Raw genomic sequence first — 19599 nt, 5'->3', positions numbered from 1 at the left:
TTTTACGACCATCATTACCGAATTGTTTAATTTAATCCTTCTTTTTTTGTCAACCAACCATTACACTAAGTTAAAAGCTTAAAAAAAGTTAATCCAGTGACTTTGCTAGTTCTGGAAACAAGATAACGAGCTCAATATTGCTTTCATATACTTGACAATTTTTCCATCATAGAAAGATAAGACCGATGGCTCAACTTTTCCTGGAAACAGCTTGGTTGATACCTTGCTATCCGCTAATTGGTTCGATTTTAGCCGTACCTTGGTCTCCCGGTATTATTCGTCGCACGGGACCAAGACCAGCAGGTTACATCAATGTGTTGATGACGTTGGTCGCATTTTTACATGGTTTAATTGCTTTATCTGCAACTTGGAATCAGCCTGCACAAGAAGTAACAATTCCTTGGCTGCAAGTTGTCAATCTCGATCTGAATATTCCCTTGGAATTTTCTGCGATTACCATTGGCGCAACCCTGGTGATTACAGGAATAAACCTGCTGGCACAAATCTACGCCATTGGTTACATAGAGACAGATTGGGGCTGGGCGCGTTTATATTCTTTGCTGGCATTCTTTGAAGCCGGAATGTGCGCCTTAGTTCTCTGCAACTCCTTATTTTTTGGCTACATTATTCTAGAAATCCTTACTCTAGGAACTTACCTCTTAGTTGGATTTTGGTTTAATCAATCTTTGGTGGTTACGGGTGCAAGAGATGCCTTCTTAACCAAACGGGTGGGGGATTTGTTTCTCTTAATGGGGGTTATTGCTATCTATCCCCTGTCAGGAACCTGGAATTTTACAGAACTCGCAACCTGGGCAAGTACGGCTCATATCGACCCTACAGTTGCCACCTTGTTGGGCTTAGCCTTAATTGCAGGGCCAATGGGTAAATGCGCTCAATTTCCTCTCCATCTGTGGCTTGATTTAGCGATGGAAGGTCCTGTTCCCAGCACGATTTTACGAAACTCTGTAGTTGTTTGCACAGGTGCTTGGGTGCTAATTAAACTGCAACCTGTGATCCAACTTTCTCCCTTGGCAACATCATTCACATTGTTTATTGGTGCTGTGACAGCATTGGGCGGTACGATGGTGGCAATCGCACAAATTGATGCTAAGCGTACTCTTTCTTTCCTCGTCAGTGCTTACATGGGTTTGGTATTTATCGCCGTAGGTACGGGCCAAACTCAAGCCGCCTTAACCTTAATGTTGACCTACGCCGTCTCAATGGCTCTGTTGGTGATGAGTTTGGGTACAATTATCTGGAATAGCATTACTCAAGATGTCACCCAATTAGGGGGTTTGTGGGGTAAACGACCAGCTTCAGGCATTTCCTATCTCGTCGGTGCGGCTGGCTTGGTTGCCATCCCTCCCCTTGGTGGTTTTTGGCCTTTATTGCAGTTAGGCGACTATCTTTCTAATACTCGCCCTTGGTTATTTGCTGTATTGCTAGTGGTCAATGCACTGGCTAGCTTAAGCCTTACCCGCGTCTTTGGCTTGATTTTTGGCGGTAAACCCAAGCAAATGAGTGAACGTTCCCCCGAAGTTCACTGGCCAATGGTTTTTCCCATGTTGCTGCTAATGGGTTTCGTCTTGCATGTACCCCTGATCTTGCTGCAATGGCAGATCATACCTGAGTTATCTGCTATCAATACTACTGTGGCCGGTTTGTTGCTGTTATCGAGTGCCGTAGGTTGTGGCATCGGGTCATTCCTCTACCTTAATAATAGCTATGCCAAACCCGTGCATTTTGGCCCTCAGTCCCTACAAAACTTGTTTACCTACGATTTTTACACCCAAAAAGTGTACCGCGTCACCGTTGTCTTTTTTGTTGACTTAGTGTCTAAAGTCATTTCTTGGTCTGACCGTTATATCGTGGATGGATTGGTCAACTTAGTCGGAATAGTAACCGTCTTTGGTGGACAAAGCTTAAAGTACAACGCTTCAGGTCAAACTCAGTTTTATGTACTAACTATTCTTCTGGGAATTGCTTTGTTTGGATTGATTGTAAGCTTGCCTCTCTTGTCTACTCTTTCTTTAATTATGGGCGGTTAGTTGTTAGTTATTACTCAACCAACAACAAATAATAAACAACCAACAACAAATAATGCTGAGTACCTTAATTTTGTTGCCTGTATTAGGCGCTGCCATAATTGGTTTTATACCCGGAACTCTAACAGGTTCGCGGATACGTTCTGCTGCTGTTGCGGTCGCAGCAGCTATCTTGCTTGTCACCATCTGGATTGGTTTTCAGTTTGATATAACCAATTCAGGCATGCAGTTTCAAGAGTCTTTACCCTGGATTCCTCAACTGGGATTAAATTACAAACTGGGAATTGATGGGTTGTCGTTTCCCTTACTAGCATTAAGCAGTTTACTGACTGTTATTGTCCTCTTTAGCGGTCGTAAAGAAGTTGAGCGTCCCCGACTAAAATATGCCCTAATTCTGCTGGTTAATGCGGGGGTAACTGGAGCATTTCTTGCTCAGAATTTGTTGCTGTTTGTCTTATTCTACGAACTAGTCCTCATTCCCCTTTATTTATTAATTGCTATCTGGGGAGGTGACAAGCGAGAATATGCAGCGATGAAGTTTCTTATCTACACCTTTGTATCCGGAATCCTCATTTTGGCAGCCTTTCTAGGGATGGCTTGGCTATCGAATTCTACTAGCTTTGATTACGATGCCATTAATACCCAAAACCTATCCCTAACTACCCAACTGGTTCTTTTAACCGTGCTTTTGGTGGGATTTGCCATTAAAATTCCTCTAGTTCCTCTGCATACTTGGTTACCGGATGCTTATGTGGCTGCCTCTCCCTCTGTGGCGATTTTATTAGGTGGGATTGTGGCTAAAATGGGAACCTATGGCCTAGTGCGGTTCGGTTTGCAACTATTTCCTGAAACCTGGTCGCTGACAGCCCCCGGACTATCGGTGATTGGTGTGGTGAGTGTGATGTATGGGGCATTAAGTGCGATCGCACAAAAAGACATCAAACGCATGGTAGCCTATAGTTCTATCGGTCATATGGGCTATATTGTTGTCGCCGCCGCCGCACTGACTCCCTTAAGCCTCTTGGGTGCTGTATCTCAAATGGTGAGTCACGGTTTAATTTTGGCAATTCTGTTTTATCTGGTAGGTGTGATTGAAACCAAAGTTGGCACCCGTGATTTAGATGTCCTCAATGGATTAATGAATCCCTTGCGCGGTTTGCCCCTTGTTAGCGCCCTGTTAATTTTAAGTGGCATGGCTAGCGCCGGAATTCCTGGTTTAGTCGGTTTTGTCGCTGAATTTATGGTGTTTCAAGGCAGTTATGCAGTGTTCCCCTGGCAAACGCTTCTATGTATCTTTGCCTCTGGCTTAACTGCCGTTTACTTTGTGATTCTCCTGAACCGCACCTGCTTTGGCAAACTAGACAACAATACTGCCTACTATCCCAAAGTTTTGTTTCCGGAAAAAGTTCCTGCTTTCATTTTAGCGGCTCTCATCTTCTTATTAGGAATACAACCTAGTTGGTTAGTGCGCTGGATGGAACCGACTACCACAGCAATTGTTGCCACTACTCATGCTGTTAATAATCAGCAAGTTGCCATCAATTATCAATCTAATACAGCAACTAACAAATAGTGGGTAAGGGCGATAAGTGTAAGATTCAAGATTAACAAAATCATTCTTAAAATCAAGAACAAAAGACCATGTCTGCCACTCTAGATAAAGCTCCTGAAACTCAAGCAAATAAAGCTAAACTGCCGCCTTCTAAGCATGAATTTGCTGAGGTTATTCATCGCCTAGAAGCCGGTGGTGCAATGGTGCCGGATACGCCAGAGAATCTGATGCAAATTGTCGGCATTTGGAAAGCTTATGCTGTGCCGATGGATTTCTACTGGCGCGACTTACTTTATATTGGTGAGCGTGTCTTTTTAAATCCTTTTCCTTTCTTTAAATACGTCTTACCTAAAGAATATTTAGATCTGCATAATCATTATGCTGGCGATGATGCAGATTTACGGATTTGGCGTGGCGAAGCAACTGCTCACCCTGAACTTTTAGCTTTCATTGAGAAGGGTGAAACTAGGAAAATGCCTAAGTTGCTGCATCACTTATGGCATGACCGGATTAATATGGAGTTTGCTGAAGCTTGTATGCGGGCAATGCTCTGGCATCGTCAGATGTATGCGCCGGTGAATCAGTTTGACGCTTACCTAGATTCTGACGAATACAAAGCGAATGCAGATCGGGCAATTAAGGCTTATTTTAAGAACAATCCCTTAATGCTGGGACTGCATAAGCTGTTCCCAGAAATGTTTATTGAGCAATGTCGTCAGGCATCTTATTACAGTAATTTGGGGCTATTTTGGGAAGTGATGGCCCCGGTTTTCTTTGAAGTCTCTGATTTGTATGATGAGGGGAAAATTACCACGGTTCCAGAGGCGATGAATTTTATCGTCAATGGCATTTTTGCGATCGCAGGTCGTCCCATTTATCATCATGTTTATGTAGGGAACGAATGTTACGAGGTTATCCCTAAATCCAAGGGTTTTACTTGGTTGTATGAAGCAGCACTTCCTTATGTAGAAGCGGTTTTCTATCGCACGGCTCCCTTTAGAGGAACCAAGTCTTATAATGCTCAGGCTGGGGAAGTTCCCAGTGACCAAAAAGATTTCCATTATGGAGTGCTTTATGCTGATAAGTTCCCAGTGGGGACGGCAGGTATTCCACCGACACTGCTAATGCAAGATATGTATCATTTTCTGCCACCTTATCTCAAGGAGTTTTATGCTAAGCGGTGTCGGGGTGAGGATGATGTTTTAAATCAAATTGCGGTAACGTTTCAGCGCTCTATGTATTGTGTAACATCTGGAGTGTTTCAGGCATTGCGGACTGCACTTTTGTATCCGTTAGATGACCCAAATCCCAAGCATTTGCAGGCAAATCGGGCGTTTTTTGAGGCGCAATTAGATCGCTTTTGTCGTCCGGAGTATGGGATGCGCGATGCGGCGCGGTTGGAGAATATTCAGACGGCGGATTATCGGTAGGAAGTTTAGATATATTCAACCCCCCTTAATTAAAAAGGGGGCTTTTTTTTTGAGAGGTACTAGGGAGAAAAGTACACCTCCAGCATCCGGGTAATCCTATAAAGTCTATGAATATTTAGAAAGCTGAAAGGCTTAGAGATAGGAAATTAGGACGAGGATGAAACAAATGGATGAGGCTGTCAGAAAAATTGCTGCATTAGGATTGCCCGGAGTCATTCTCCTGATTGCAATGGCTACTACAGGTTTTACAGGAGCAGCGGCAATCACAGCAGCTCTAGCAATGCTGGGACCAGGAGGGATGATTGGAGGTATTGTTTTTCTGGGAGTAATAGGCATAGCTGGCGATGCCTTGTCTAAGTTTGGGCTGCAAGCTTTACTTGCGGGTGTATACAAAGAACGCCATGAAAAGGGAGAAACACTTAAAGCTCTTAAAAAGGAGATTAACGGACTATTTATTTCTGACGATTTGAAGCGCAAGCTTAGAGAAGAACTGGGCCGTTAAACAAGAGAATTTTCTTGTTGACTGGGGTGTGTCTACATATAATGAAAAGTTGCTAGCCGACAAGATAGCGATCGCACTTGACCTGATCATCTTGGCGTCATAATAAGGAAGAGTTGCAAAAAGGCGCAGAAAAAATGCTAGCCTCTACAGTCGTCCCCAACCAAACAGAAGCCTTTTCCTTAGAAGACTTTCTGCAAAATCCCCCTGATCACATGGAATGGGTGGACGGGCAACTGGTGGAGAAAAACGGCATGACACTCAAGCATGGTCGAATTCAAGCAAAACTATCAACTTACTGGGGAAATTACCAAGATGATCGCCAATTGGGAGGAGTAGTTTATACAGAAGCACCTTGTCGCACCAATAAACAAGTACGCCGTCCAGATGTAGCCTATCTCACACCAGAATTACTGACCCAATTTGGCGAACCTAATGTACTGCCTCAGAGTTTCCCACTGATTGCTGAGATTATCTCACCCACCGATTTAGCAGAAGATGTATTCGCTAAAGCCAATGAATATTTAGCATCCGGTTGCCAGGAAGTCTGGTTAGTCTTGCCGGATAGTCAATGGATTGTTGTACTAACTCAACAGCAACGATTTTTATTTACAACGGGTGAAGGGATTAGCACTCAGCTTATTCTCCCAGGTTTCAGCGTCGCTGTCGATCGCTTATTGGCTTGATAGCGGATAAAAATGCGAGTCCCTAGTGCTGCAAATTAGTTCACTCAACAAATTGCTAACTTGAAGGTAAAGTAAGCCAGCAAGAAAAAGCGATCGCCACGACTGTAACAACATTAATATTTAGATAGAACCGACTATCAACTTTAGAGGTATGATAGCGGCTCTTACTATCTCCTTGCTAAGGTCTAAATAAACTAACTAAAATTAGATTACCCCATTAAAATTACGTTATCAATAACGTGGATAATACCGTTATCGGCTTCGATATCTGCGGCTAGAACAGTAGCATTTTTTACCTCAAAACCATCAGAGGTATCAATTCTAATCGGTGAACCTTCAACGGAGGTAACCGAATCTACTTGTTCCAAATCGGCTTTGGTTAACTTGCCAGATACAACGTGATAGGTCAAAATCCTGGCTAATTGAGGAATGTTCTGCACGAGGGTTTGTATCGTTCCTGGCGGAAGTTTAGCAAAGGCCTCATCATTCGGTGCAAAAACAGTAAAAGGGCCGGGACTTTTCAGCGTCTCCACTAATCCAGCCGCTTTGACGGCGGTTACTAGAGTCTCGAAAGAACCCGCGCTAACTGCAATATCAACAATATCAGGCATTTATTTCGGCTCAGCTAAAATTTGCAGAAAAATCTAATTTATTATTTTACTTGCCAAGACACCCGGAAAGCGATTTTTTATGTTTATAGCCAATAAAAAATCAGGCTTATGTATCAATTACAGAAACTGCTTCACTTACTATTTAATATATTTATTCATCTTTTTAGTGGCTTAATTATGACCACATTTATCATGATTTTTTCTGAAAAATGTCCTGGGTGAAGTTGGGCTACATTGGTTTAATTGCCACTAAGTAGATAGACTCAATTAACTTGAAGATACGCGTGTCTTAGGTTGGTGCAGGAAACTCAGCACCAGCATTGGTTAACGAAGCGTAACCCATCCTACAAATAATTAGGCTCATTTACCTAAAGATGGGCTAACTTATCTAGGTTACCAGGCTTCTGCCAGAAATCTTAAACTTAACGATGAAAAATACTTGTGAGTTATCAGGTAAAATACAAGCGTCATCAAGATGCATCTACTCTCAACAGAAAAGGTGAATTTATCTCCTCAACACGTCTTTGATACAGAGAGTGCGTCTACAATTAAAAGATGGGTCATCTACGATCTAATACAAAGGGTGCGTCTACCCTCGACACAGGGCATCTACGAGTTCATCAAAGGGTGCGTCTACACTCGACACAGGGCATCTACGAGTTCATCAAAGGGTGCGTCTACCCTCGACACAGAGAAATCATCTATATATTTAGTCTGGGCCAAGAAAACCGATTTTAGGTTTAGCTTGCGTGAAGTAGTTATGAAGATTTAATAAATTTCCCAAAAGACCTATCCAAAAAAGAGTTTCAAATACCGACAACGTCATAGCTAGATGTTACTTTATGGATAGTTCTCAAGATTGCCCCAGCTAAAAAATTTTTAATCCAGTTTAAAGGAAGGTTACACCGTTCTGCTACCGAAGTCTACCAGCAAATTCACCATGTCCTAGGAGATTTGTCTGATGTCATCCCTTCAACAACAATTGCTCAAGGCAGGTTGGTGCTACGAAAGCAGTAGCCCGATGTATAGCGAAAAAAAAAGCGAAATCTACAAAGATTGGGAGATTATCACTTACCCAGAATTAGCTTTACACTATCTGCCGACAGGAGAGCATTTCATCGGCTCAAATAATCCATCTCCTAGACTGAGGCAGTCTCAAGCTCCAGTAAGGGCAATTAAAGCTCTAATTGACTCAGCAGATTAAGGCTAGCTGGTTCGGGGTTGATCTTTTTTTGGTATTTTTAATAATAATTATTTCTAGAAACTAAGAGAGCAAGTCTTAATAACTTTGATAACTTACGTTAATCAAAAAAATAGTACTCATAAGTAAATTTATAAATACATTTGATTGATTTTAATTGTTAGATAATAGAACAAATTATTCCTGCATTTGAGTAGTGTGAGGCTCTTACTCACGTAAGCTGCAAAGCGAGCAAGATGTCTTTGCTTACGCAGACGCTACGCCAATGCACTACATTGCCAAAAACGACATGCTCCCAACGTCAGGAGCAGAAATTTACTATATATCTGCTCATAATTAACACTCTAGATTCACTTCCGTGATTAGATAGATAGACAGTAAAAAAAAGATTTTTCTGTTAATTACGACACCAGTTAGCCAATAATTAGCAAACAATAATTATTGGCATTTTTCCGAAAAAATAATGATTATAATTATCAAAATATTTATATTTTAATCCCTTGCCTAAAAATCATTTATTCGTTAATTTACAAATATTCCGACGTTAAACACTCGACAAAAAATGAGTCAGTCAAATTCAGGGCATTCAGGCTGTCATAGTTGCCATCATGACCACGGACATGACCACACTCATGGTTCGGACGGCATAACAATTAGGCAGGTCACTCCACTGATTATCAGTATTATTTTCTATAGTCTGGGTCTGATTTTTGGTGATGATTTACGTAAAGCTGGCTATGAAGCGGCGGAATATTTACTATTTGTCCCTGCTTATTTATTGAGTGGTTGGAGTGTTTTGACCAGTGCAGGACGCAACATACTTAAAGGCAGAGTTTTTGATGAAAACTTTCTGATGACTGTGGCCACGCTCAGTGCTTTTGCAATTCGTAAACTTCCAGAAGCTGTAGCAGTCATGCTATTTTTTCAAATTGGGGAGTTATTCCAGGAATATGCCGTAGGTCGTTCTCGCCGCTCGATAAAAACCGCTCTAGAAGTTCGTCCTGACTATGCCAATCTCCAAGTAAATGGTGAAGTCAAAAAAGTATCCCCTACAAGCGTACAAGTTGGGGATATTGTGATCGTTAAACCTGGTGAAAAAATTCCCCTAGATGGTGAGATTGTTCAAGGAAATGCTCAAGTTGATACCTCTGCTTTAACAGGAGAGTTCCTTCCCCGCACCCTAGAAGCGGGAGAAATTGCCCTAGCTGGAATGATTAATCAAACTGGAGTCCTGACTATTCGCGTAACTAAACCCTTTGCCGAGTCTTCGATTTCTAAGATTTTGCACTTGGTAGAAAATGCTAGTAGTAAGAAGGCACAAACTGAAAAATTCATTACGCGGTTTGCCCGATACTACACACCGATTGTGGTTGTGGGTTCACTTTTAGTTGCTCTACTTCCCCCTTTAATTATTCCCGGAGCTATTGCTTCAGAATGGGCTTACCGCGCTCTCATTTTGCTAGTAATTTCTTGCCCCTGTGGACTGGTAATTAGTATTCCACTTGGCTACTTTGGAGGTGTTGGCGGAGCAGCAAATCGGGGAATTTTGGTTAAGGGCGCTACTTTTCTCGATACACTTGCCTCAGTCAAAACAGTCGTCTTTGACAAGACAGGAACTTTGACCAAAGGAAAAATAAAAGTTGGTAAAATTATTCCTAGTAATGGTTTTCAACCGGAAGAAATGCTGCAGCTAGCTGCCGCTGCTGAATTACATTCTAACCATCCCGTTGCTGAATCAATTCGCCAAGCTCATGGTCACAATATTGATGCTTCCGAGGTGGAAGACTACGAAGAAATTGCGGGTCAGGGAATTCGAGTTAAAGTAAGAAAACGTCAAGTTGTCGCTGGTAATGACCGCCTCTTACATCAAGAAAACATCCAGCACGATACCTGTTTAGTAGAAGGCACAGTTGTTCACTTAGCAGTTGATGGTCAATATACAGGATATATTCTGATTGAAGATGAACTTCGTGAAGACGCCGCCTCAGCAATTCAAAGCCTCAAACAACTAGGTATTGAACGGGTGATGATGTTAACCGGAGATAATCAAGCTGTTGCGGCCAAGGTAGCTCAACAGCTCAGTTTGGATTCCTACGAGGCAGACTTGCTACCAGAAGATAAAGTTAATGCGATTGAAAGAATTTTGTGCCAAGCTGGAAAAAATAATAGAGTTGCGTTTGTTGGGGATGGCATTAATGATGCTCCTGTAATTGCTAGAGCCGATGTTGGCATAGCAATGGGAGGATTAGGCTCCGATGCAGCAATTGAAACGGCGGATGTGGTACTAATGACTGATGCACCCTCAAAAGTTGCTGAGGCAATTAAAGTAGCACGGAAGACTCAGAAAATTGTTTGGCAAAACATTGCTTTAGCTTTAGTGATTAAAGGTTTATTTATTTTTCTAGGTATTTTGGGTGTTGCTACCCTGTGGGAAGCAGTTTTTGCTGATGTTGGCGTAGCTTTGTTGGCGATTTTTAATGCCACGAGGGTTCTGAAATAGGGTGCTGAGGCTGACCCGTAATTCATCAATAAATCACGGGTCAAAATTAAAAGATGTCTTACTAATAGCAGATTTCAATTGGGTATAATATAGGGCTGGTGTAGGGGTGCGACAGGTCGTGCCTCTACCCTGTTGTTTAGGCAAGTAGAAACGCTATGTCGGGGTAAATTGGAGAGCAATCACTGACAAAGCTACCCTCTCCTCCTCAGGTTATCCTCAGGAAGCTCAATCATGTTCAAAAGTAAACTGTCCTCAATTGTTAAATAGAGATGTTAATTGACATGGCGACGGCCTAAAAGACCAGCACCTGCCTAGATAAACCTCTGATCGCATAAACTCTATTAGTCGGGTATCAATAAGGTTTGTATGTTTTCAAGTTCCAGCGGACTTTAGGGCCGACTGCACAGATTAAAGTTCTACCAACCCTGTCGATAGGGTCTGACTAACTGCTTTAATGACCAATTCTGAGCTTCTTCTCCACCCGGCGCGAAGCAATACAACTTATTCGACGAATACAGCGATTATGAAATTTCGGTGGCTACTGCTACTTCCTAGTTTTCTGAGCGTTTTTCTCTTTTCCTCTGCTGCTGAGGCAGCGAAACTGCTATCGTCATCTTCCTCTTCCTCCCAGACAATGCCTGTTATCGCCCAGATCACCTCAGGCGCTCAACTGAGAGGTTTTCAGGTGACGCGGGATGGATTTTTCCTGCGGACTCGTGGTGGAGAACCAACAACTATCAAGGTCAGACGCAGTCGCGATGGTCGTACGATCGAATTTGACCTAGAAGGTACAACCCTCTTAGAGCGCCTGAACTCTCAAACTGTATCAGTGAATCGCTATGGAGTCAGCCAAGTTCAATTTTCTCAGGTGCAAACCTCACCAGCACTGACCCGTGTTACCTTGAGCGTGAATAAGAACAGTCCCGATTGGCAGGCAAGTGTTAGTAATTTCGGTGGTATCGTCATTCTGCCTTTGGGAGGTGTTGCCCAAACCGATGATTCCTCTGGAAGTCGTCCTTCTCCATCTTCGGCATCTTCGGCATCGTCAACTCAACCAGCGGTGGTTACTACTGCCAATCAACTGGCGGAGATTGAGTCAGTGGGACTGGCAAATAACGCTACTCAGTTGTTAATCGTGGCTAACCAGAAGATTAGGGCAACTAGTAGTTGGGATACCAGGGAAAATGTTTACCGGATTAAGGTCTCTAACGCCCGATTAGCAAGCGGATTTAGAGGGCCACAGCTAGATGGTAGCAGCCCTATCCAGCAGGTACGTGTCCGACAACAAAAGCCAGATATTGTAGAATTTTTGGTGCGACCCAATGCCGGAGTCCAAATTGGGGAGTTGAATCAGCCTAGTGAACGCATATTAGCGCTCTCACTGCAATGGGCAAGACAATCAACGCCTACCGCGCGATCAATTCCCGTACCCCCCCCAGAAAGAGAAAGGAACAATTCTTCAGCTTCCTTACCCCGCGTACCCAGGGGCAGGATTGTAGTTGTAGTTGATCCAGGTCATGGTGGTCAAGATCCTGGCGCTATTGGCATCGGGGGACTACAAGAAAAAGATATAATTTTGCCGATCGCTCAACAGGTGGCAACTCTGCTGGAGCAACAAGGTATCCAAGCTGTGTTGACGCGAGATTCTGACTACTTTGTAGACCTAGCGCCACGAGTTGCGATGGCTGAGCGAGTTGGTGCTAGTTTATTTGTGAGTATCCATGCTAACTCTCTGAGTCTGAGCCGCCCGGATGTTAATGGTCTAGAAACTTATTATTTTTCTAGTGGTGTCGGTCTTGCACGGACAATTCACAACAGCATTTTGCAGAGTGCTAACATCGGTAATCGGGGGGTACGGCAAGCAAGATTTTTCGTGCTTCGGAAAACTTCTATGCCAGCGGTTTTAGTAGAAGTTGGCTATGTCACAGGTAATCAAGATGCTGCTCGACTCTCAAACCCAGCTTCCCAGAGACAGATGGCAGAAGCGATCGCGCGCGGTGTTTTAGAGTACATTCGGCAAAATCGTTAGAGTAAGTAAGATTTTCCCCAGTATTTCTACTCCTAAAACTCTCAGGGTGCATTCACTAAATCTGGAGGTTGAGAATAGGTCAATTACAATGGTGAGAGTAGGGAATAACTCCGTACTCGTCAAATAGGCCGTTCAATCACTGACAAGGTCAACGCAATGAACCCTATTCACCAACTCTTAACGCTTTTAGGGATAGCACTCGCTTTGGGTGGACTAGTTCCTGTAGCCCAAGCCAGTTCTTCTTATTTGCCCCATACTCAATTAAAAGCAACTTCTACTGCTCGGCTCAGTGCTCAAGAATTCTTTGCTCGCGGCATAGACAAAACTCAGCAAGGTGATTACAGTGGGGCGATTTCAGACTTTAATCAAGTTGTCAAACTCGACCCGAAAATTATTGAAGCCTATTGTAGCCGAGGAATGGCCAGACTCGGACTTGAAGATTATCGGGGGGCAATCACTGACTTTCAGCAAGCACTGCGGGTTGATCCCAACCATGCCGATGCTTATAACAAGCTGGGGAATGTTCGCTCTCTACTCGGAGACTTTTCCGGAGCATTGTCAGCCTTTGAACAGGCATTGCAACTTGACCCCAAATTAGCTGATGCTTACTACAATCGGGGGATAACCTACTCGGAACAAGGGAACCTGCAAAAAGCGCTTCAGGATTATAACCAGGCAATTAGAATTGAACCTGACTTAGCCGAAGCTTATGGTAACCGAGGACTGGTTCGCTATCAACTAGGAGATCAGCCAGGGGCGGTTACTGATTTGAAGCAAGCCGCACAACTATTTCACCATCAAGGTGACGCCACTGCCTATCAACAAACCCTCTCTTATCTGCAAGCAGTTCAGCAGCCTGCGAAGTAAAAAATTAACTGTGCTTTTGAGCTGTTGACTACTGAGAGGCGATCGCTAAATACAACCTTGCAAGGACTTTGTGCCATCTGGCATGGTAGCATTACACAGATTAGCATTCCCTGGTTTGATATTTGCCAAATTAGCACCTTTGAGGTCAGCGCCACTGAGATTAGCACCTCTCAAGTCGGCACCTCTCAAGTCGGCATACCTAAGTTGGACATTACTTAAGTTAGCGCCACTGAGATTAGCACCTCTCAAGTCGGCAACCATCAAATTGGCGTTTTTTAAGTCAGCACTCTTTAAGTTGGCGTTTTTTAAGTCAGCGTAACTTAAGTTAGCATTCCTCAGATCAGCCTGAGCGCCAACCGGACGCATCTTTTGTTGATCGGGGTCAATATTAGCTGGTAACTTAGTTTCTTCTGTGTAGAATGCGCCTGTTAGGTCAGTATTACTCAAGTCAGCTTTGCTGAGATTAGCGCCCCTGAGATAAGCATTTTTCAGCTTAGCGTTAATCAGTTTAGCATTAGTCAGGTCAGCATATCTGAGATTAACTCCAGTCAGATCAGCCTGTTTCAGGTTAGCTTTAGTTAGTATGGCATTAGTTAGGTCAGCATATCTGAGGTTGGCTCCAGTCAGATCAGCTTGTTTGAGATTGCTATCATTCAGATCAGCACCAAGCAACTGGGTATCCCTCAAATTAGCATTTCTGAGGTCTGCACCAATCAAATCAATATCCGTCAGCCTAAAAGCCTCAAAATTGGCAGACTTCAAGTCGGCGGTATTTAATTTAATTAGGGATTGCTGGCAATTAAGGCAACCAATTAGTTTAGTTTCGTATAAAAATAGAACTAACTGCCCCTTGCGATTGCCATCTTTTTCTGAGATACCAAATCTTCTTAAAGTAGTCAAGGTAGTAGCCCTCACTACTCTCTGAGTTTTATTGTTAGAATTTATTGTCTCTTGAGAAGGATTGATAATAATTTCTTTCATCGAGTTAAAATAACCAGATAATATTTGCTGATGGGCAAGATCTTCAGCTAGTTTATTCTGGTGATTTATTAAAACTAGGGCAATTAAACTGCCAAATAAGGAAATAATTAACGAAGGAATAATAAATGCTGACCAGCTTCTTGATTTTTTTTGATTAAAACTGGGTTCTTCCTGAATAACTTCTATAAATTCTGGCTGTTGAGTCTTGTTAATTGTGGAAAAAGTATAAGATTCATTTGCTTGAATTTTACTTTGTTGTTCAGTCGGAAAAGTAGAGATTTGAGGAGTTAAATTAGCTTGATTTTCCCCAACAGAGGTAATCAGAAAACCTGGAGATGTAGGGTAATGTTTTTCTTGAGAAGAAGCTGGTGAAGAAATATTTTCTTGTTCTTGTGGTTTTTCTTGGTGTGGACTGGGAGAAGGATTTTGCTTAACAAAATCTACCTCTTTTCCTCTTTGATATTCCTCCTTCTTGGTAATCTCAGTTGAAGAGGCAATTTCTGACCATGAGACTGGTAAATAATTTGCTGCTTGTTTGCCTAACTTAGAAGAGTTTATTTTTTTCTTTCTTGGTTCTTGCTGAGAGATTAAAGCTGGTTTTATCACCTGGTTAAGCTGCTCAAACCAGAGTTGGTTTTGGTCTATGGTTAGAATGATTCGTTTATAATATTGATCAATTAACTCAATAGTTAGATAATCTCTATCTCTAGTAACGTACCAAAATTCTCTGCCTCGACTAGTGTAATAAGTTCCGGCTTTAATTAACTTGGGTATAAAAGTTCCTGGCGCTCTAATTTCCAGACAAGTTTTCCTGGGTTTTTCTGCTGTTACACTAGTTATATGGCTGAGTGGAACGCTAATAACCTTGCTTAGATAAAAAGCTAAGACTTGTTCAAACCATTCGAGATTTATCTGTAGTTGTTGCTCGACAATTGTAAGTTTCATCGCTAATTATCTTTTAAATGTATCTATATTCTTTATCAAAGTTTCCTATTAACTCGTACCAATGTTACTGCTCTTAAATTAATTTGAGTAAGCAATCTTCTGTAACTCTATATGATATCATTAGATTACAGCAGTTTTGTCAGATATCTTGACAGTTGGTTATGGGCAAAAAAATTAATACCTAAGTAAACTGGCATCGATGGGCTTAATTTGTGTAGAGGTAGTTGCCACCAATTAGTTGAGAATAGGTAGGATGCGAGCCATTCAATATTAAGAATGACTGCTAATTTTGATTGATTTCCGAGGTTCTAGCCTAACACAAGACAAACTGAAGACTTCCGCATAAAAAGTAAGGTAGGCGATAGTCACCACTCTCATCTAAAACTCGGTGTGTTACGCTGTCGCTAACACGCCCTACGGTTGTTTTCTTCTAGTGCGTCGCTTTTGTCGGCTGCGTTAATGAAGTGTGATGCAACTGCATTTAAGAGGGTGGTTTGTTTGTCGGTGGCGCAATCGATTTGTTGTTCGAGTTGGTCGCACAGTGTCATTAGTTTATCGACTTTGGCGACGATGCGGTGTTGTTCTGGAAGGGGGGGAAGGGGGATTACTAATTCTTTTATTTTTCCTAAAAATAAATTTGATTGAGCTGTTGTCCTTGATTTTTCAACAATTTGAAATTGTACTAATAGTGATCTAAGTACATAAGCTAAAAATGAAGAACTAACGCGATTATGATCATATTTAATTAGTGCAACACTACGCACCATAACATAACAATCAGAATCAACTATTGCGATTCTACCAACACTACCTGAACAAGATACTAAAATATCTCCAATTTCAGGATTACATCTTTTTCTGATTCTCAAATATTCTTCTTCTAAAACATAATCTACATCATCAAGTTTTATTCCTTTATTTGTGACATTACGCGCTGAAAGTAAATAATATCCAGTATCGGATCTAATAGGAGTTTTATGTTCTCCGTCTGTAACTTTTAGGCTAATATTTTGGATGTTTGTCCATTCCCAAGCATCCGGCAAATCATAAGGAATCTCATCCGGTGTAATCTCCGGTAAAGGCTTCGACTTCTTAATCTTCCCTTCCTTAATTAACCGTTTCTTCTCCGCCTCAATTTCCTTGAGTAATTCACTAGCAGGCGGATCATCTGGATTTTGCGGGACGAGTTTACCCATTACCGCGAGTTGTAAGATCGCTTTACGGAGTTCGCTGACGTTTTCTTTAACCGAATACAAATCGCTGAAGTTATGGCGGATAAAGTCCCAAGCTTTTCTAAACCCTTGATCATCCTTGGCATTCAGGAGGCGATCGCACGCAGCAGCATGGACTATCAGGCGTTTTTGGTTACGTTTATCCCGTAGCCGTTCTAGTTCATCGCATCGGGACATCAGGCGATCGATTTTTTCAACTATTCGGCGTTGTTCTGGGAGTGGGGGTAGGGGGAATAATAAGGTACTCAAAGAGGTTCCATTAACATTAGGCTGTCCAGTTCCTGAGCATTTTTCATAGAGTTGTTTCCAGTACAAAGGACTTTCAATAACAAGTTTTAAATAGTTGACATTAATATGTTTCGAGGGAATTAAACGAATTAAATAAGATGCAAAAACAGCGTTTATATTAATATTTTCAACCAAATATGATTTTCCAACTGTTCCACCTGTTCGGGCAATTAAAATATCATTATTAGCAAGTAGATAAGATGAAACATCTTGTCCATTAGTATCGCATCCTGGAACAGAATCCCATTTGACCTTATTGTTTTGAATATCTGTAATTCTCAATAGTCTTATATCCCGTAATTCATGATTAGCTGAAGCAGTATAACCATAGTGAATTCTTATTGAGATATCCATTAATTGCATCCATTCCCAACTCTCTGGAATTTCATAAGGAATTTCATCCGGTGTAATCTCCGGTAACGGCTTCGACTTTTTAATCTTCCCTTCCTTAACTAACCGTTCCTTCTCCGCCTCAATTTCTTTTAAAAGCTCCCTCGCAGGCTGATCACTGGCATCTTGCTGTACTAACTTCCCCTGCATCGCCAAACTTAAAATCAACTCCCGTAACCGTTTCACCCCATCCGGTGCAGCAAAAGCCGTATCAAAATATTTATCTAAAACTTCCATATAATTTTCTTCAGTCATAAAAAAATTGTCAGGCTTTGCACTAATAAACATCATCATGGGAGCCAATATTTAAAAGCACAACAACCTCTTCATCCGTTTCTAAATCGTTCTCAATCGCAAAAATAATTCGACAATCATAACCACAGGAACAAGCCCTTAACCCCTCAAACTCTCCCTTTAGTCGATGAGTCGTAAGATTCGGGGCAAATACATCCACCTCCATTTCCTGTAATGTCTCCTCAATCTGTATTTGTAAACGACTATTCCCCTTAATAAACTTCTTTAATGACCGCTTAAACCGAGAAGTTAAAACAATTTTTCTATTCATAATTCAGGAGAATTCACATAACTTCTGAGTTCTGCGATCGCCTCTGTAGCTGTTAAAGACTGAAACTGACCTGCTTTAAATTCAGCTAAAGCCTCATGAGACTCTCTTGCTAAAACTTTTCGCCGCTGCTCTACAGTTCTACGTTTAACAATTTCAATCAGTAACTCTTGCTGATCAATCGGTAATTCTGAAATCTGATCCAAGACTTGTTCAAAAGTAGACATAATCTAAAAATGAGGGTGAATCCATACTTCTATCACTCTAATTCTAACTAGCTCTCACTCAAAGGCAGTATTCCCAGTCTTGAATTAAACATCACTCCCCAAAGCCAACATCAACTCAGCCTTGAGCGCCTCCTGTACCGCCGCCAAATCCTGGGAAAGCTGCTCATATTCTGCCATCAACTCATCCGGTTCACCGTGATTAATTTCCACAGAATAAGGATTTTTACAATCTAAATTAAAATTTCGTTCCGCAATCTCCTTAACCGAAACCTTCCACGCAAACTCATTCACCTCCCGCTTATCCCACCATTTTTTCTCCCGCTCAAATTCCTTAATCGTCAAAGGCTTAGAACGAGAATAAGACTTATAACCCTGGGGATAAGGATGCTCAAAAAACCAGATATCCTCCGTCGATTTCCCCTTCTCAAAAAATAAAATATTCGTACTAATACTCGTATAGGGACTAAACACCCCCTTCGGTAATCGCACAATTGTATGCAAATTAAACTGAGCCAAAAGTTCCTGCTTAATCGTCGTTTTCACCCCTTCCCCAAACAAAAAACCATCCGGTAAAACCACCGCAGCCCGCCCCCCATCTTTTTTGAGCAGGTGCATAATCAAACCCATAAATAAATCCGCCGTCTCCCTGGTTTGATACTTCTTGGGAAAATTATTCTCAATCCCATCTTCTTCAACACCCCCAAACGGCGGATTAGTAATAATCACCTCCACCCGTTCGGCAGGACTGTAATCTTTGAGGGGACGGCTTAAAGTATTATCATGGCGAATATTAGTCGGCACATCAATGCCATGTAGCATCATATTCGTCATTGCCAACATGTGGGGTAACGGCTTTTTCTCAACCCCGTGAATCGTCATCTCAATCATCTTTTCATCATCAGGATTTTTCACCTGTTTTTTGAGATGATCGATGGCACAAGTCAAAAAACCCCCCGTTCCACAAGCCGGATCAAGTAACGATTCCCCCAACTGCGGATCGAGAATATCTACCATAAACTGAGTTACCGCACGAGGCGTATAATATTCCCCCGCATTCCCCGCCGACTGCAAATCCGCTAGAATCTTCTCATAAATATCATTAAATAAATGGCGATCGCTAGAGGAATTAAAATCTAAATCTTCTTCAATCTTATTAATAACCTGTCGCAGTAAAGTCCCCGACTTCATATAATTATAGGCATCCTCAAACACCGAACCAATCACCCTACCCCGATTAGAAACCCCCGCCGCAGTTCCTAAAGTCTTCAACGCCGGAAAAAGCTCGTTATTGACAAACTCAATCAACTCATCCCCCGTCATCCCCTCATCATCTTTTGCCCAATTCAACCACCGCAACCGCTCATCTAGAGGCGACTGATACCCCTCCACAAAAAACTGCCATTCCTGTTCCTTATCATCAAAAATCTTCAGAAACAGCAACCAAACCAACTGGCTAATGCGTTGGGCATCCCCATCGACACCCACATCCTTACGCATGATGTCCTGAATACTCTTAACCAAAGTTGCGATCGCCATAATTATCTGTTTTCCTAA

Annotated in this window: 15 protein-coding genes; 9 read left to right on the top strand and 6 right to left on the bottom strand. The window is 42.1% G+C overall.

All coding sequences use genetic code 11. The annotated features are described in order from the left end of the window. Positions 1-185 precede the first annotated feature (185 nt). The 5 genes from ACT7WV_RS07650 to ACT7WV_RS07630 all read left to right on the top strand — a co-directional run bounded on the left by ACT7WV_RS07650 (position 186) and on the right by ACT7WV_RS07630 (position 6212). Positions 186-2048, top strand: a complete 1863-nt coding sequence (locus ACT7WV_RS07650; RefSeq protein WP_445102332.1) for an NAD(P)H-quinone oxidoreductase subunit F — start codon at positions 186-188, stop codon at positions 2046-2048. Positions 2049-2100: 52 nt separating this feature from the next. Continuing rightward, complete coding sequence (locus ACT7WV_RS07645; protein ID WP_445102331.1) at positions 2101-3618, top strand: NADH-quinone oxidoreductase subunit M; 1518 nt, start codon at positions 2101-2103, stop codon at positions 3616-3618. Between the two features lie 68 nt (positions 3619-3686). Next, a complete protein-coding gene (locus ACT7WV_RS07640; protein ID WP_445102330.1) occupies positions 3687-5027 on the top strand; it encodes a CO2 hydration protein in 1341 nt (446 codons plus the stop codon). A gap of 166 nt (positions 5028-5193) precedes the next feature. Then, complete coding sequence (locus tag ACT7WV_RS07635) at positions 5194-5529, top strand: hypothetical protein (protein WP_445102329.1); 336 nt, start codon at positions 5194-5196, stop codon at positions 5527-5529. 134 nt (positions 5530-5663) lie between these two features. Continuing rightward, on the top strand, positions 5664-6212 hold the full coding sequence (locus ACT7WV_RS07630) for a Uma2 family endonuclease (RefSeq protein ID WP_445102328.1): 549 nt from the start codon (positions 5664-5666) through the stop codon (positions 6210-6212). Between the two features lie 209 nt (positions 6213-6421). On the opposite strand, the gene ACT7WV_RS07625 is transcribed toward ACT7WV_RS07630, so the two are convergent. Beyond that, on the bottom strand, positions 6422-6823 hold the full coding sequence (locus ACT7WV_RS07625) for a fasciclin domain-containing protein (protein WP_445102327.1): 402 nt from the start codon (positions 6821-6823) through the stop codon (positions 6422-6424). Between the two features lie 961 nt (positions 6824-7784). Between ACT7WV_RS07625 and ACT7WV_RS07620 the strand changes: the two genes are divergently transcribed. From ACT7WV_RS07620 to ACT7WV_RS07605, 4 genes are all read left to right on the top strand, one after another. Next, entirely contained in the window at positions 7785-8027 is a 243-nt protein-coding gene (locus tag ACT7WV_RS07620) for a hypothetical protein (protein ID WP_445102326.1), read from the top strand. Positions 8028-8586: 559 nt separating this feature from the next. After that, complete coding sequence (locus tag ACT7WV_RS07615) at positions 8587-10524, top strand: heavy metal translocating P-type ATPase (RefSeq protein ID WP_445102325.1); 1938 nt, start codon at positions 8587-8589, stop codon at positions 10522-10524. Between the two features lie 523 nt (positions 10525-11047). Further along, positions 11048-12553, top strand: a complete 1506-nt coding sequence (locus ACT7WV_RS07610) for an N-acetylmuramoyl-L-alanine amidase family protein (RefSeq protein WP_445102324.1) — start codon at positions 11048-11050, stop codon at positions 12551-12553. A 156-nt stretch (positions 12554-12709) separates the two neighbouring features. Beyond that, positions 12710-13420, top strand: coding sequence for a tetratricopeptide repeat protein (locus tag ACT7WV_RS07605; protein ID WP_445102323.1), 711 nt, complete (start codon positions 12710-12712; stop codon positions 13418-13420). 45 nt (positions 13421-13465) lie between these two features. Here ACT7WV_RS07605 and ACT7WV_RS07600 read toward each other — a convergent pair whose 3' ends face one another. From ACT7WV_RS07600 to ACT7WV_RS07580, 5 genes are all read right to left on the bottom strand, one after another. Then, entirely contained in the window at positions 13466-15346 is a 1881-nt protein-coding gene (locus tag ACT7WV_RS07600) for a pentapeptide repeat-containing protein (RefSeq protein WP_445102322.1), read from the bottom strand. Positions 15347-15750: 404 nt separating this feature from the next. Next, a complete protein-coding gene (locus ACT7WV_RS07595) occupies positions 15751-17511 on the bottom strand; it encodes a restriction endonuclease subunit S (RefSeq protein WP_445102321.1) in 1761 nt (586 codons plus the stop codon). Positions 17512-17533: 22 nt separating this feature from the next. Next, positions 17534-17821, bottom strand: a complete 288-nt coding sequence (locus tag ACT7WV_RS07590; RefSeq protein WP_445102320.1) for a type II toxin-antitoxin system RelE/ParE family toxin — start codon at positions 17819-17821, stop codon at positions 17534-17536. Beyond that, positions 17818-18045: a hypothetical protein gene (locus ACT7WV_RS07585; RefSeq protein ID WP_445102319.1), complete on the bottom strand. Its 228-nt coding sequence runs from the start codon at positions 18043-18045 to the stop codon at positions 17818-17820. Before ACT7WV_RS07585 ends, ACT7WV_RS07590 begins: the two co-directional genes overlap by 4 nt. 84 nt (positions 18046-18129) lie before the next feature. Further along, positions 18130-19581, bottom strand: a complete 1452-nt coding sequence (locus ACT7WV_RS07580) for a type I restriction-modification system subunit M (RefSeq protein WP_445102318.1) — start codon at positions 19579-19581, stop codon at positions 18130-18132. Positions 19582-19599: the final 18 nt, after the last annotated feature.

Source organism: Symploca atlantica LB2515, assembly GCF_052546295.1.
Note: the sequence above shows the minus strand (reverse complement) of the source record. Positions and strands in the feature narration are given on the sequence as shown.